General features: G+C 72.1%; 13 protein-coding genes. 3 read left to right on the forward strand and 10 right to left on the reverse strand.

The window, feature by feature from the left end:
- Positions 1-197: 197 nt before the first annotated feature.
- The 3 genes from K7I03_RS33530 to K7I03_RS33540 form a co-directional block, all read right to left on the reverse strand.
- Positions 198-470, reverse strand: a complete 273-nt coding sequence (locus K7I03_RS33530; RefSeq protein WP_185946199.1) for a hypothetical protein — start codon at positions 468-470, stop codon at positions 198-200.
- A 489-nt stretch (positions 471-959) separates the two neighbouring features.
- Positions 960-3,140, reverse strand: coding sequence for a hypothetical protein (locus tag K7I03_RS33985; protein WP_185946200.1), 2,181 nt, complete (start codon positions 3,138-3,140; stop codon positions 960-962).
- Between the two features lie 26 nt (positions 3,141-3,166).
- Entirely contained in the window at positions 3,167-5,236 is a 2,070-nt protein-coding gene (locus K7I03_RS33540) for a hypothetical protein (RefSeq protein ID WP_185946201.1), read from the reverse strand.
- A 478-nt stretch (positions 5,237-5,714) separates the two neighbouring features.
- Between K7I03_RS33540 and K7I03_RS33545 the strand changes: the two genes are divergently transcribed.
- Positions 5,715-6,338, forward strand: a complete 624-nt coding sequence (locus tag K7I03_RS33545; protein ID WP_185946202.1) for a hypothetical protein — start codon at positions 5,715-5,717, stop codon at positions 6,336-6,338.
- Positions 6,339-6,364: 26 nt separating this feature from the next.
- Complete coding sequence (locus K7I03_RS33550) at positions 6,365-6,829, forward strand: hypothetical protein (protein WP_185946203.1); 465 nt, start codon at positions 6,365-6,367, stop codon at positions 6,827-6,829.
- A gap of 314 nt (positions 6,830-7,143) precedes the next feature.
- Here K7I03_RS33550 and K7I03_RS33990 read toward each other — a convergent pair whose 3' ends face one another.
- The 7 genes from K7I03_RS33990 to K7I03_RS33585 all read right to left on the reverse strand — a co-directional run bounded on the left by K7I03_RS33990 (position 7,144) and on the right by K7I03_RS33585 (position 13,627).
- The gene (locus tag K7I03_RS33990) at positions 7,144-8,949 is read right to left on the reverse strand and encodes a DUF2637 domain-containing protein (protein WP_185946204.1); all 1,806 of its coding nucleotides are present in this window, start codon (positions 8,947-8,949) and stop codon (positions 7,144-7,146) included.
- A 182-nt stretch (positions 8,950-9,131) separates the two neighbouring features.
- A complete protein-coding gene (locus K7I03_RS33565) occupies positions 9,132-9,686 on the reverse strand; it encodes a hypothetical protein (RefSeq protein ID WP_185946205.1) in 555 nt (184 codons plus the stop codon).
- 186 nt (positions 9,687-9,872) lie between these two features.
- Entirely contained in the window at positions 9,873-11,981 is a 2,109-nt protein-coding gene (locus K7I03_RS33570) for an FtsK/SpoIIIE domain-containing protein (RefSeq protein ID WP_185946206.1), read from the reverse strand.
- Positions 11,981-12,613, reverse strand: a complete 633-nt coding sequence (locus tag K7I03_RS33575; RefSeq protein ID WP_185946207.1) for a hypothetical protein — start codon at positions 12,611-12,613, stop codon at positions 11,981-11,983. Before K7I03_RS33575 ends, K7I03_RS33570 begins: the two co-directional genes overlap by 1 nt.
- Complete coding sequence (locus K7I03_RS33580; RefSeq protein WP_185946208.1) at positions 12,610-12,888, reverse strand: hypothetical protein; 279 nt, start codon at positions 12,886-12,888, stop codon at positions 12,610-12,612. The genes K7I03_RS33575 and K7I03_RS33580 overlap by 4 nt, the downstream gene beginning before the upstream one ends.
- An 86-nt stretch (positions 12,889-12,974) precedes the next feature.
- Positions 12,975-13,103, reverse strand: a complete 129-nt coding sequence (locus K7I03_RS33995; RefSeq protein ID WP_260630483.1) for a hypothetical protein — start codon at positions 13,101-13,103, stop codon at positions 12,975-12,977.
- Complete coding sequence (locus K7I03_RS33585) at positions 13,100-13,627, reverse strand: DnaJ-like cysteine-rich domain-containing protein (RefSeq protein ID WP_185946209.1); 528 nt, start codon at positions 13,625-13,627, stop codon at positions 13,100-13,102. Before K7I03_RS33585 ends, K7I03_RS33995 begins: the two co-directional genes overlap by 4 nt.
- Before the next feature lie 282 nt (positions 13,628-13,909).
- On the opposite strand from K7I03_RS33585, the gene K7I03_RS33590 reads away from it, so the two are divergent.
- On the forward strand, positions 13,910-14,749 hold the full coding sequence (locus K7I03_RS33590) for a GntR family transcriptional regulator (RefSeq protein ID WP_185946210.1): 840 nt from the start codon (positions 13,910-13,912) through the stop codon (positions 14,747-14,749).
- The last annotated feature ends 211 nt before the right edge of the window (positions 14,750-14,960 follow it).

The following is a 14,960-nucleotide window of genomic DNA, read 5'->3' on the forward strand; positions in this document are numbered from 1 at the left end:
CACCCCACCCCCAACCTGACACACCATCAGCACACCAAAACCCCCGCCCAACCCCCACCGAGCCAATCCCCACCCCAAATGCAAAAACCGAATACCAACACCCCAACAAGGAACCCAAACCAGATAGCAAAAAACGCATACCCCACACCAAAGGGCTCACCCCCTTCAAGGAGGCGAGCCCTTTACGCTATCCGGCGTTAGATCGCGTCCACGTACGCCTGATAGTGCCCAGGAAGATAAGAAAGCTCCTCCCATCCGCGATAGGAGCGGCGGGACCGCCCCGCGAATTCTTTTCGTACGAGGAAGCCGGTTTGGATGAGCCGGTCTTCTGCGGCGTCTGGGTCGAACTTTTCCCATTGGTGGAGATCGATGATGCGGCATACCCGGCCTGTTTCCAGGTCCCGGACCACGATGACGTAATGCCCATCTTCTGCGGAGCGAGTGAAATACGCCTGTGCGGTGGGATCCATGACTATTTCCCGTAGAAACTTCCCACGAGAACACCGATCAGTACCACGAACAGTAGGAATTTGATTCTGGGCATGATTCCTCCTTTGTCTCATGGGTTGTGTCGCGCGGCGGTCGCCGGGCGCAGCGGTAGCCGCGCAGCCTCAGGCGGGCGGCCAGGGCGGCCACGATCGCCTCCGGCCCACAGCCGACTGCTCGACGGGAGGCGTCCTTGGCAGCGATCGTGCGCGCAATCGGCTGCCGGCTGGGCGGAGGGTGATCGTGGTGTCCGCCAGCTCCCGGAGCTGGCGGGCGTGGATCGCGGCGGCGACTTCGGCAGTCGGGCGGGAGCGGCGGTGGAACGGCGGCATCACTGCTCACTCTCTGTATAGATGTTGCCTGTCGCACCTGTTGCAACACCGCTGCGGGAATGGGGGGGGGTGCGCCGGGGGAGGAGCTGTTAGTGGGGCCCTTTCTTGGATTGCAACAGGTGCGACAGGCAACAGGTGCGATCACCCTCGGTAGTGGCGGGGGGTCACGTAGACGACTTGGGTGCCGCCGCGGTCGACGCGGACGACGTGTCCGTACGCCGCCCAGCGGGGGAGCCACCGGTGAAGGGTGGAGCGGTCCCGGCCGTGGTCGGGTTCGGCCTTCAGCGCGCGTTCCAGGGCGCTGACGCCGAGGCCGGCCGCGCCGGCCGCGTCGATGAGCTCCAGGGCGCGGCGTTGGGTGGGGTCGGTGATTTCGGTGGCGGTGGCGGGGATGGGGCCGAGGGTGGGCGGTTGTGGCAGTGGTAGGTGGGTGGTGTTGGTGTCGGTTAGGTGCCACATGGCGTCGTCCAGGACGTGTGCGAATTTCTGGCGTTCTTCGCGGTCCGCGTTGGTGACGGGGGTGGGGGGCGGGGGTTCTTCGGCGGTGGGCTGGGGCGCGGGTGGCGGGGATGTCGAGGGCGGTGCGGGAGTGGGGGGTGGTGTCATGCCTTTTCCGAGGGGGAAAAGCGCGTCCATGTCGATTCCGGTGCTGTTGGGTGTGTTTCCTTGAGCGGGTCCGGTGGGTTGGTTGGGGACGGGTGCGGGCGGGGCACTGTCCACGATTTTCTGCGCTGCGGGGGAAAGCCGGATGTTCGGGAAAAGGAGGGGAAGGGTACGGTGCCACCGCTCGTTGTAGTAGCGGGCGGATTCGATGTTCATGCGGCTGACCGGGTCGAGTGTGGGGCGGTATGCCGCGACCGTCTGAGAGATCGCGAGAATTCGGCTCGGTTTGATTCGGAATGCTTTGAAGGGGCGTGGCCTTTCGCCGTCGATTTCCACGAATCCGGACCCTTGCACGGGGGCATCGTCTTTTTGGATTCCGCGCGGCTCCGAGAAGATGTGTTGGTATTCGGAGTCGTCTGATACGCGCATGGCGATGCGGAGGCGGGTCATTTCGCGCATTTGTGGGGTGACCATGTCGCGGGTGCCGCGCAGGGCGCAACTGACGACGCGGACGGCGGAGGCGCGGCCGGTGCCGATGACGTCTGACAGAAGTTCGGTGATGCGGGGTGGGAGGCTGGCGACTTCGTCGGCCATGATGATGATTTCGGGGATTTCCGGGCTGACGGGGACTTTGTCGTCATCCACGGAGTACATGAGGTCTTGGTAGCTCTTTTTGCGCATGGCGATGATTTCCAGCGCGACGCGGAGCATGAGTTCGGCTTCTTCGGCGGTGGGTGCGGTCCAGTCGACGGCCGGTTTGTCGGCGGTGCCTTCGCGGGCCCATGCGCGGAGCCAGGGGAGGCTGATGCCGGCGCCAGTGATGTCGATGTGCCAGACCAGGGTGTCGCGGCATCGCATCAGGCCGGTGTTGATGACGTTGAGGAGGTTGGTTTTGCCGCCTTCGGGCTGGCCGATGATCAGGCCGCAGTGGAACCGGAGACTCGCGCGGACCGGGGAGGCGTCCTTGAACCGCCCGATTTCAAGGGTGTCGTTGATGGTGGAGGGGCTGATGTCGTCGGGGTAGGGGAACTCCTCGACGATGCTGTTGCGGGTGCTCACGCGGATGAGCACGGTGCCGTGGTCGACGCCGGTGGTGATCTCCAGGCCGCAGCCGAGGGGGAGACGCAGGTCGGCGCGCAGCGCGGCGGCGCGCTGGGAGATCATGTCGACGGTCGTCCCGCCCACGGGGAGGGCGATTTCGACGGTGTAGCCGGCGCCTTCCTCCCATTCTTCGATCGCGATGACCTGGCATCCGGTGACGCCGCAGACGCGGGCCAGGCGCTCCTCCCACTCCCCGCCGGCGGCGTCGCGGCGCGCCTGCGCCTCGGCTTCGGCGCGGCGGGCCGGGGCCTCGGCTTCGTACTGGGCGTAGGCCGCGGCGGCGCCCCAGCCGAGGACGGTGCCGGCCGTCAGCGTGGTGAACGGGAGCCAGCTCGACCACGGGCCGGTGTACATGGCCCAGGAGGCCCAGCCGCCGGCCGCCAACCAGGAGGCGGCGCGGAAGACTTTGTGGCCGCGGCTGTAGTGGCGGCGGATGCCGACGGCGACGGCGGCCAGGGCGCCGGCGGTGCCGACGCCGGCGCCGGTGTACAGGGGGGCGTCGGCGAGGTAGCCGACGCATGCGGTGCTGGCCGCGACGCCGGCCGCGTTGATGGCGCCCCATGCTGGGGGGTGGGGGGCTGTCCAGTCGACCGCCCCCGCCGACTTCTTCTTGCCCATGCTCGTTCCTCCCCTTTATCCGCTGGTCAGACGTTCCACATGGCCTCGGCCGCGGCGCCGTTCCTGGGTGCTTCGTGGCGGGCCAGGTCGGCGGCGTGGGCGCGGCGGAAGACCGGGAGGATGTCCTGGGCCGCGCTGACGGCGCGCAGGAGCGCCTGGCGGACGGTGGCCACCATGGCGGCGATGTCGGGGTCGACGGGGTAGGAGTCGGCGGAGTGCACGGCCAGGGAGTGCACGGCGTCGGCCAGGTGCTCGATCCCGGCCGGGAGGGAGGCGTACTCCTCCTGAACGATGGTCATGACGTCGGGGGCGAAGGTGGAGTAGACCGTCGCGACCTGTTCACACGATTGGGCGAAAACGGACTGGTAGGTCGTGCCGCCGTCGCCTGCTCGGCCGGCGATGTTCCACATCGCTTCGCCGGACCAGCCGTTGCGGGGGGCTTCGTGGCGGGCGATGTCCTCGGCGTGCACCTTCCGGAACGTCGGGGCCACCTCGTCCGCGGTCGTGGCGGCGTCCAGCATCGCCTTGTAGACGTCGCTGACGGCCTCCACCACGGGCATGTGGGCGGGGTAGACCGTCTGCGTCTGCACCGCCAGGTGACGGATCGCCATGGCGGCCGACCGGATCCCCTCCGGCACGCCTTCGTACTCCGCCGCGACCGCCATCATGCTCGGCGGGCTGTACGTCGTGTACGCGTTGGCGACGGCTTCCGCGGCTTTGGCGAACACCTGCATGGGAGCTCCGTTCGACGGTGTGGTGGGCGCGGCCGGCTTGCTGGGCGCGGCGGCGCGCTTGGGATCGTTCACCTGGGCTTTGACGTGCGGGCGGGCGGCGGCGGCCTTCTGCGCGGCGACCTTGGCGTCGATCGCCGTCTCCTTCGCGCAGGCCCGGCGGGCGCGCCAGTTCCACACCCGCAGCGCCGCGCTTTTCCCGCTGCCCCAGGTGAAGGGCCGGGTCAGCTTGCCGAGGATGCCGGCGGCGGTGGCCAGGATGAGGGTGCCGCCGATACGGCGGGTCATCCGCGCGTGCTGGCGCATCAGCCGGCGTCCCTCGGCACCGGAGCGCCACCAGCGGGCGATGCCCTCCCCGGCCCGGCGGGTCGCGGTGGGTACTCCGGTCTGCACCGCGCCCGCGGCCTTGCGGATCCGGGCACCGACCGGTGCCGCGCGGCGGGTGGCCGCCTGCGTGGTCTGCCGCGCCGTGCCGGGGCCGGTGGTCGCGCCGGCCGTCCGTCCCGCGCCCGGCCGTCCGGCGCGGCCGAGGAGACCACCGAGTCGGCCGGTTCGGCCGGTGTGCGTGCCGAGGCCGGAGGCGGTACCGGTGCCGGTGCCAAGGGGGGAGCCGGCGGTGCGGCGGCCGGAGAGGCGCCCGCCGAAGCGGCCTCGGCCCGTGGCGGGCCGGCCGCCTGCTGAGGACGCTGTGGCCGGGGCCGTGGCCGAGGGAGAGGCGGTGGCCGGGGCTGTGCCGGTACGAGCAGCCGCCGCGGCGGCGCGGCGGGCGCGCCACCCGGCGCGGGCCGGCGTTGTCGTGGCCGGGCTGTCGGCCGCCCCGGCCACGGGGGTGGCCATGGCGGTCTCGCCCTGGCGGATCCGGCCGAGGAGCCCCCGCCGGGTATGGGCCGGGCGTCCGCCGGTCGCGCCGGCTGCGCCGTAGGGGCCGGCGGACGAGGCGGAGCCGGACGTCGACCGCCAGCCGCCGCCCCACCGGCCGCCGCGGCGCGCACTCCAGGTGCCGCCGGTCGACGCGCTGCCCGTCGGGCTGTAGCCGGCCGCGCGGCCGGCCGCGCCGTAGCGACGCCACCGGCCGCCGAACCCTCCGTAGCCATATCCGCCGCCCCAACCCCACCGGCCGAACCCGCCGTAGCCGTGGTGGCGAGAGACCTTCCGGAACGCGTACGCGGTTCGCACCACGCCGGCGGTGGCGGTGGTCGCGCCGAGGGCGATCACGCCGACGGTTCCGGCGGCGTAGTACGTCGTGGTGGCCCCGACGGCGGAGCCGTTCAGGACGGACAGGAGCAGGGGGCCGGCGGGGATGCGCTCCGGCCGTTCCGGCACCACCGGGTCCGCCTCCACGGCGGTCGGGGCGTAGTCGGGCATCGGCGGAATCACCAGACCGCCGGCCGAGGGCGCGACGACCGGGGCCGGCTGCGCGGGGGCGAACGTCGCAGGAACGGCCGGTGCGGCCGGGGCCACCGCCGAGGGAACGGGCGGCGGTGCGGGTGCGGGTACGGGTACGGGCCGGTGAGAGGCCGCGGCCGGCGGCCGGGAACCGCCGGTCGCCGGAGCGCCGGTTTGTGTGCTGCTGGGCGTGCTCGACATGCTGTGCTCGCCTCCTGATGCCGTGTCAGTGGTCGGGGAGGTAAGGGGCCCGGCCCGGGTTAGGTCCGGCGCCGGGCCCCGCCGGGCCGTGCGGTCGTGCGGTGATCTCACGATCACGTGAGGTGAGGGTACGCCGGAGCACTGACATGGCGCTGCCAAAAATCATCACGAATGTGACCAGGTGTCCAGGTCTCCTGACGGGTGGTCACGCGCGGGTCGTGTCGGCCCCCGCCGGACGGCCGGGGAAAATGACGGTATGACCGACCCGCCACAGTCCCCGAGCACCCGCCCGGCGCTGACGCAGCGGGAGGTGGTGAACTCCACGGATATTCCGCTGACCACCCTTCGCCGGTGGCGCGCGCAGGAGCGCTTCCCCAACGCTTACAAAGACAGCTCGGGGACCTGGCGCATCCCCCTCGGCGACCTGCTGGACGCCGGCATCCGCCTGCACGCTCCCGCCCCGCCCGACCCCGGCCACCAGGAGGCCACGGCCGAGGCCACCGCGGCTGGCGCCCCGGGCCACGGCGGCCAGGACGACGACGTGGCGGCGCTGCGCGCGGAGACCCTGCGCCTGGAGGCGGAACTCCGGATCGCCGAGGCCGAGAGGGCGCAGGCCCTGGCCGAGGCCCGTGCCGACCATCTGGAGCGGGAGCTGGCGGCGCGCGATACCCACATCGGGGATCTCCAGCGGATGCTCCAGGCTCTGACCCCGGCCCCGGAGCGCGCGGCGATCCCGCAGCCGGCCGCCCCGGCCCACCCCCCGACCACGGCCCCGGCCGCGGCCGACTCCGCCCCCGCCGTTCCCCCGGCCGGCGTTCCCGGGAAGGACGCCGGCGGGCGGCGTCGGCGGCTGGGGTGGGGGTGGGGCTCCCGCTCCTGACACCATGGCCGTGTCGTTGAACAGGTATGACTACTCTCTCCAGGCCCCTACTCGTGCTGACGCCCACCAGCGACCCACGCCCTGTCGAACAGGCCGTCGTGGAGGGCATCGCTGGCGCCGGTGAGCCCGACGCGTTCTTGTGGATCGTCTTCCGCCGGCCCGACGGCGGTGAGCGCGTCTGGTATGCCTGGACCGCTGGCGGGGCTCCGCTCGGCGACGCCATCGACCGGACCGCGCTCGCCACCGGGTACGACGGTGCAGACTGGCTCCACATCGGCGCCCGGCATCTCACCAAGCACAGCAGGGGCCGCGTCGTCACCAGTATCTATCCGCTGCGCCCCATCAGCGCCGATGTCCAGGCCGGTCTCCGAGCCCCCGAGGGGGAGCGGGACGCGATGCGTCGGCTCGTCACCCGTGCAGTGAGCAGCCAGGCGCGACTGCCTCGGTGGCTCGGCGTCGGGCCGGCCCTTCTGGCGCGTACCGATCACTGAACCCGCACCTGGCCACGGCTCCATCAGGGCCAGGGCCGTAGCCGTGCCTAGGGTGCCGCGCATGAACAGCCGGCCCCGACGCCCCAGACCTGCAACCCCCAGCCCGGCCACGCTACGCCGTTCTCGCCAGCGGCCCGCTGACTCTCCCTGATGCACCGAAAGTTCGGTATTTCTTGACTTTTAGCGCGGTCCTGCACGGAAAGTCCAGTCTGGCTTGACTTTGTGTGTCCGTCAGCACACACGACAGTGGGGCGGTACCCGTGACGGGTGCCGCCCCACTGTCGTTGATCGCGGTGTGAGCGCGACCGGCCGGGCTACCCCCGGTACCCCTCCTTGATCAGGAGGGCGGCATCCTTCCGGCGGTCGCTGGCGGTGGTCTGGCTGGCCTTCAACACCGGCATGATCTCCTCCAGCGGCACCAGCGGCCCGATCGCCTCCGGCTTCATGGCGGCCAGGTCCGCTTCGGAGATCCCGGCGGCCCCGGCGGCGGCCAGGAGCATCCGCGCCACCCGCCGGGCCGCGCGCTCCGTCTTGCTCAGCCGCGCTTCGTCCTCGGCTTCGACCGCGGCCAGTTCCGCTTCGGCCGCACGGCGCCGCGCTTCGGCTGCGCGCGCCGTCGCTTCGGCAGCACGCCTTTCCGCTTCGGCCGCCTCGGCCGCAGCGTGCTTCTTCTCCTTCTCGGCGTCCTCCGCCGCGGCCTCGTCCTCCGCCGCCTTACGGTTCTTCGCGGCGGCGCGGCGCCGGGTTTCGGCGGCGGCCTCCTCCATTTCGGCGGCCTGCTGCTCGGCTGCGGCTGCGCGCTGTTTCGCTTCGGCCTCCCGGGCGCTCTCCTCTGCCTGAGCCTCGCGTTCCGCTTGCCGCTCCGCCGCCGTGGTGATCCGGTCCGCCTCCCGCCGGGCGCGCTCCGCCTCCGCCCGGGCGACCGCCGTGGCCGCCTCGGCCTCCGCGCTGGAGGTGCCCTTGAGCGCAGTCAGTTTGCTCTGTGCCTGCGCAACGCGGCCTTCCGCCTCAAGGCGCTGGATCTCCTCCTCGGCCGCCTTGACCTTGGCGCGGGTCTCCGCCTCCAGTGCCGCCGCGCGGGCCCGCTCCGCGGCCTCCTCCTGGCGCTGCCGGTCCTCTTCCCGCCGGCGTTCTTCCTCGGCCGCCCATTTCGCCGGCAGGGCCAGGGCCTCCGCGACGGTGTAGCCGTGCGGCGCCATGGTCATGGGCAGGAGTTCGGTCTCCGAGGCCCGGCCGAGGTCTCCGTCGTGCTGCTGGAGCAGCCAGACCCGGTAGCCCTCCAGGTCCTTGTCCCGCTGCTGCATCTCCCGGTAGGAGGGGATGCCAGCCAGCCGCATCCGCCGGTACATCGTCCACGCCTGCCAGGGGGCCAGCATCCAGCGGTGCAGCGGCACGCCCTCGATCAGCGTGCCGTCCGCCTCCCGGGCGGCGTGCAGCAGGTCGTGGCGGATGGCCTCCACCCCGATGATGAACAGCACCGGCATCACGGCATGGGCGGCGGCTCGAACGGGGTCGTCCAGGACAGCGCCGCCGGCCGAGGCGTTGAAGGCGATCGTGCACAGCGTCATCAGGTGTGCGCCCAGGCGCAGCACGGGCCAGGGGGTGCGCCGCCAGGTCTTGACCAGGTCCAGGGCGAGGAAGCCGAGGATGGCCCCGTCCACGCCGATGGGGAACGCCTTCGAAAGGATCTCGCCGAACCCGTTGCGTTGCGCGAACCCTTGCAGCGTGCTGTAGCTGGCGGCGAACCCGATCACGCCGACGACCGTCATGGCGACGGCGGCCACCCGCAGGACCCGCCCCATGATCCGGTCCAGCGCCGCCCGACGGTCCGCCGCGGCCGACTCGTCAGCAGTCGGAGCGCCGTTCGGCGTAGCCGGAGTGGCCGGGCTGGTGGCCGGGGTGGCCTCGGCCGCGTCCGGAGCGGCCCCGGCCGTGGCCGGGGGGTGGCCGGAGCGGCCCGGCCACCGGAGGCCACCTAGGCGCCGCTTGGCCGGAGCACCGTCCCGCGCATCCGGAACGGCGGCCGGTACGCCCGGAGCGGCCCCGGCCGCGTCCGGAGCGGCCCCGGCCACGGCCCCCCTCCGGGCGGAGGACGGATGATCGGTCAGCGTGTCACTCATCCGGGCATCCTCTCCCGACCGGCCCGTGACCGGAGCGGCGACCCGCGCGTTCGGAGCGATCCGGGCCGCGTCCGGAACGGGCGGCGGGTAGGTTGTCGGTTGCTTCACTGGGTGCAGGTCCTTTCCGGGGGAGCACCGCGCGGCCGGGAGTACGCCCTCCCGGCCGCGCATCTGTGTGGGTGTCAGAGGGCGGTCGTGTTCCGGCCCCACCATGACGCGGACTGCGTGACGGTGGTGGTGTTCGTGATGTAGGTGGTGGAGCGGCGGGCGCCGCCGGCCAGGCGTAGGACGACCGCGGCGACGCAGACCGCCCACAGCGCGCTGCCGGCGCCGGCCGCCGCCAGGGGGCCGATCACCTGGCCCAGGCCCCAGCCGAGGCCGGCCGCGGCGGCACCCGCCCCGGCCCCGGCGGCCACGACGACCTGGGCGCGGGGGTCGATGAGCGGGCGGGGCGTCAGGTCCCGCGGCACGGTCGCGGGAACGGCGGCGCGCAGCGCCTGGGCCTGGGAGCGCAGGACGGGCACCATCCGGCCGTAGGCGTCGGGGACGTACACGACCGGCTCGGTGCGCTCCAGCGGGTAGGGCACGGCGGCGTCCTGGGCGCCGAGGACGTCCAGGACGTCGAACGCCGGGGCGGTGGGGGCCGAGGGCCAGACGGCGGCCGGGAACACCGGCGCCGAGGCCGCCGTCGCCGGGGCCGGCCCGGCCTCCGGGCGAGGGTGCGGGGGCGTGATCATGCCAAACTCTCCGTCACATTCCGTTACTGTCAAGGGAGGTGTCAGGGAGCGGGGTCTGACAGTCAGACGGGGCTGTCAGGCGATGTCAGCGCTGGTAGCGCCTGACTCTCCTATAGGCCCCCGCCGACCCCGACAGTCAGGTGTCAGGGCCGGCCGCGACTGTCAGACCGTCACTCTTCGTAGCTGCTACGCGGACACCAACGGGGACTCGGTGATCGTGTAGGAGCCGTAGGAGTCGTGCCGCAGGAGGCCCGCCTCCGTGAGGCGCTTGAGCTCCCCCATGAGCCAGGAGCGGGTGCGGCCAGCCGCCACCGCCGCCGGGATCAAGTCCGCCGGCTCGAACTCCAGCCGGCCCCCGCGCACCCAGCCGTCCAGCTCCACGGCGACGATGTGCCGCGCCTCCTCCGTCGACGGTCGCTCCACCGGCTCGAACTCAAGCCCGCTGTCGGGGTCGACGTCGGGCACGTCGTCCTCCAGGCGCAGGTGGGCGTACGGCGCGTCCGGCTCCGGATCACCGGGGATCGCCTCCAACACCTCGGCGAAGGTCTCCAGCTCCATGGCCACGGCCTCCTCGACGTCGTCGTCCATCCCGTCCTCCAACTCCTCCACGTCTCCCTCGGCCGCCGCGGAGACGGCGGCCGGGGACGCCGAGGCGGAGAAGGCCGGGGCCGAGTCCGCGCCCTCGGCGACGCCGAGGGACAGGCGGTTGGTGCCCCGGTGGGCGCGCTGCGCGTACACCTGGCCCAGCGCGGCGACCGTCACCTCGTCCAGCGGGTCGCGGACCGCCGCCGCGGCCTCCACCAGGGCCGCGAGCACCGCGCGTTCGGTCTTGCCGGAGCGCGCCTCCATCGTCCAGCGCTCCTGCGGAATGCCCATGCCGGTGGCGAAGGCGTAGCCGGGCCGATCGCTGCCCCACGCGGGGATCGCGCCGGCGTCTGTCACCCGGTCCGGCAGACAGAAGGTGGCGTCCGCCGGCTGGTCCACCCCGAAGCAGAGGCTGGCCTGGAGATTGGCGCGCACGTCCGTCGAGATGTTGCTCCAGGTGGCGCGCTGGAGGCTGATCACCAGCCAGAGGCCGACCGACCGGGCCGCCCGCGCGATCTTGTCCAGCTCCTCGAAGTCGACCAGGTCGGCGGCCTCCTCCAGCCACACGCACACCGCCGACAGCGACGACCGCGGGGACCACTCGTCCAGCCCCTCGTCCGCCAGGTGGTCGGCCCGCGCCTTGATCGCGGCAGGCAACGCCTTGACCAGCCGCTTGGCCTCCCGCGCCTCCGTGACGAACCAGTCCAGCCCGTCCTTGATGTGTCCCATGGACTGCCGCCCCTTGGCGACGTCCACCAGGAAGATCGCCATCTGGCGACGGCACATCAGGTGCACCAGCAGACCCCGCGCGAACTCGCTCTTGCCGGCGCCGGTCACGCCCATCACCAGCAGGTGCTGGAGGATGTCGGCGGAGAACGGGCTGATCGTCCAGGGTTCCCCGTCGGCGTACAGCCCGACCGGGATCGGCTCCGTCGGCAGCATCCCCAGCCGCTCCGGCGGCACGAAATCCACGCCGTCCTTCAACAGGTCCGCCACCCGCAGCGCCAGCCGGCCGCGCCCGGCGTCGTCCGGGTCGGGGGTGACCACGACCCCGGACGGCGGCACGCGCAACGCCGCCGCCAGCCGCGGCGCGCCCTGCTGCGCCACCTCCACCGTGGCGCCGGGCTCGACCTCCACCGAGGCCGTGACGGTCCCCTTCCCCGACCCCTTGGCGTCCGTGACCTTGACTTTCTCCCATCCGATGGCTTCGGCCAGACGCCCCAGACCACCGCCGGTGGTGTCCTCGGTTTCGTCGTGGGCGTTGCGGAGGACCTGTCGGACGTTCCAGGACGCCGCGAACAGGCCGCCGCCCAGGAGCCACAGATCGATCATGGGATGGCCGACCGGGCCGGCGGCTGTCGCGCAGGTCAGCCAACCCATCCCAGCCGCCACCGACGCGGTCGCCTGCACCCGACGGAACCGCCGGAAGGAGTTCGACCCGCCGGCGACCTTCCAGGTCACCGTGCTGAGCGCCGCTCCGCCGACCGCCAGCGCGGCCGAGGCCAGACCGGCGGACAACGGCGACTGGCCCCACATCGCGTTGGTCGCCGCGCCCGCGGCCGGCGGCAGGATCGCCGCGCCCAGCCACGGGGAGAGGTAGGGCAGCGCCTTCCCGGCCAGGTAGCCGAGGGCGCCGCCTTTGCCCACCGGCACGATCTCCGCCGACGACTGCGTGTTCACCACGGCGGTGGAGTGCTTCCGCGCCGCCATCACCGCTCACCGTCCTCGACCACCGAGAACTGGCGACGCGGACGCTGGCCGCCCTGCTTCTGCTGGCGGGCCTCCTGCTCCGGCAGCACGAAATGCCTGGTGTAGGCGTGGGCCATCTTCAACGCCCCGACACCCAGCGCCCGCGCCGCCTCGGCCGACACTTTCAGGTGCGCCGAGACCAGCCGGGCCTTGACCCGGGAGGACGTCCCGAAGTGGTACCACTTGCCCTTGTACTGGCTGAGCACGCCGTTCAGCTCCTCGGCACGCATGCCCAAGATCAGGTGGAGCTCCCGGCCAAGGTGGTTGATCGCCTTGGCCAGGGCCATGATGTCGCTGGTCCCCCGGAACTCGATTCGCTCGATGGCGTAGATCAACCGGTCGCCCTGGTGCCGGTCCGCGCCGCCGGCGAACGCCCCGCCCCGGCCACCACCGGCCCCCGTGCCCGAAACGCCGACGTTGCCGACGTTGATGTTGAAGGTCTTGCTGCGGTTGGTCGTCCGGGTCCGGCCACCCCCGGCACCGGCCGCCCCCGTCGCCGCCCCGTTACGCGGCGGCGTAGACGACGGCCGCCCCTGCGACGGGCCCCAACCCTTGTCCTTGGCCCAGTCGTAAGGGCCACTCGCAGTGCTCATCGGGTCGTCTCCTCGTCCAGAGTGCGCCCGCCGAACCACAGCGGCTGGCGGATGTGGATGATCTCGATCTCGGGGTTCTCGGCCGCCATCACGGCGGCCCGCTCGATCAGCTCGTGCGCCGCCAGGAACCGCGCGGTCGCGGCGGCGGCGTAGAGGTCGGTGGGGCCGCAGCGCGTTCGGCTGGCCAGCCGAACGAACAGCCGCCCGAGACGGGCGAGTCGGGCGGCGGCGTGCACCGCCCGGTCCACCACGGATATGCGGGTGGAGCCGTACATGGGTCCTCCCAAGGGATGCGAGCCGGCCGGATGCCGGCCCCTCCGCCGCCTCCACCCGAAGGTGGGGGCGACAGGGGAACCGGCCGTCAGTCCGTCCCCGCCAGCAGCCGACGCAGCCTCTCCGCCGCCTCCTGCGCCGCCTCCAGATCCGCCGCGGCCCGCGCGCGCGCCGCCTCCATGTCCGCCTCCGCGGCCCTGCGCTCCTCGTCGGTCATGACTGACCAGAGCCCCGGCACGCCGAGCACGGCCGCCACACACTGATCTGTCGGCCGCCCTCGATCGCGGTCTCCGTGGTGCCACCGGATCCGCCGCACGCCGAGCACGACCGCGGCGTACCCGGACCCGCCACCACCGGCACGACCTCGGCGCCGTACCCCGGACCCGCCACGACGTCGGTGTCCAGCCAGTGCCGCTGCTCCGCGAACCGGCCGTCCGACACCGAGTGCACCAACTGGAGCTCCCGGAACAGCCGCTCCGCCGGGCCCGGGGCCGTGTTGTGCCCGTGCTGCGCCACACCGATCAGCCACCACGTCCGGCAGGCGTCCTGCACCCGCCGCAGCGCCTCCGCCCCGCCCACGCCCGGCTCGTCCACCAAACCGGCGGCGTCCGCCAAGTCGCCCAGGAAGTCGGTCAGGTCCTCCTCGTCCAGGAGGCCCGCCCAGGGCAAAGCGTCGAACTGACCCGCGTTTCCACCCGAGAACAGCACCGGCACCGTCATGCCGACACCGACTCGCGCCATCACGTCATTACCTGCGACGATCGACACGTCGACCTACCTCTCCACTTCCATGGATTCGGTCCGACAACCCGCCCGGCGCTCCAACGTCGGGCCCTGGCCAGGTGCTCCAACACCAGGTCAGGTCACGTCTGGGCGCTCCAACGCCCCGACACGAAGCGGCCTCCGGCTCCACCCGGGGGCCGCTTCGGCTGTCGTGAGATAACGTATACGTCAGGCCGGGCGAGGGCAAGGGTTGACGTATACGTTAGTCCCCGTGATCCTGTTCGGAGGAGGGACTGGACGATGGCTGCTAAATATGAAGAGATCGCGCGTGACCTGCGCGAACGCATCAGCTCCGGGGAACTACCGCCCGGAAGCCCGCTGCCTCTAATGCGTGATGTCGCCGCCCAGTACGGGGTCAGTGACATCACGGTTCGGAAGGCGTGGAACGTGCTGACCCGGGAGGGCCTCATCGAAGGCCGGCGGCGCGCTGGGATGTTCGTCCGCGAGCACCCTGACCGCATCCGGTTGACGGTCCGCCACCGGCAGATCGAACGCGACGAACTGGGCTACTACAGCGGCCCCGAGGTGCAGCACTGGCGGCCTTTGCCGCACCCGGGCGGGGACCGCACCAGGATCACGACTGCCCCTGTGCCCGCGGACGTCGCCGACGCGCTCGGGGTGGCCCCCGGCACGCCGCTCACGGTCCGGAAGCGGATTCTTGGCGACCCCGAAATACCCGAGTATCGCCAACTGGCGGACTCCTGGCTTGCGGACTGGGTCACTGAGGAGGTCCCCGCGCTCCAGGGGGACACCGGCCTCGGTGGCATGTACGACCGGCTGGAGGAGTGGTCAGGAAAGGCGCTGCACTGGCGCGAGGAGGTCTCGGCTCGTATGCCGTCGCCGGACGAGGCAGCCGCGCTGATGATGCCGCCAGCCGGAGTGCCTTTGCTCCGAGCGCTGCGCGTCACCCTGTTCCCTGCCCGCGGTCGAAAGCCCGAGCGGATCGCGGAAGTGCAGGACATCCGCATGTCTGCCGCTCTCTTCGCCGTGGGTTACCCGGTTCCTCGGGGAGCCTCGGCCAAGTGGCCCGTCCGGCCCGCCACAGCGGATTTCTATGAGGTCACCACCCCGAAGCCGTAGTGCCTGGAGCGGGCCGTGCGAAAGCATGGCGAGCTACGCAACAGGCCCCGCCGGAGACGACGGGGCCTGCACGTCCACCCCGGGGTGCAAGCCCGGGAGGAGAAGCACCTAGTTCAGAGCTGGAGGTGCGCTCCCTTGAGCGTACGAGATGACAGGGCCCGTCGACCACTCCCCGTGTGTCCGCCGGTCGAGCGCAGAGCGGACAGCGGCG

Source organism: Streptomyces mobaraensis (assembly GCF_020099395.1).
Classification (GTDB): domain Bacteria; phylum Actinomycetota; class Actinomycetes; order Streptomycetales; family Streptomycetaceae; genus Streptomyces.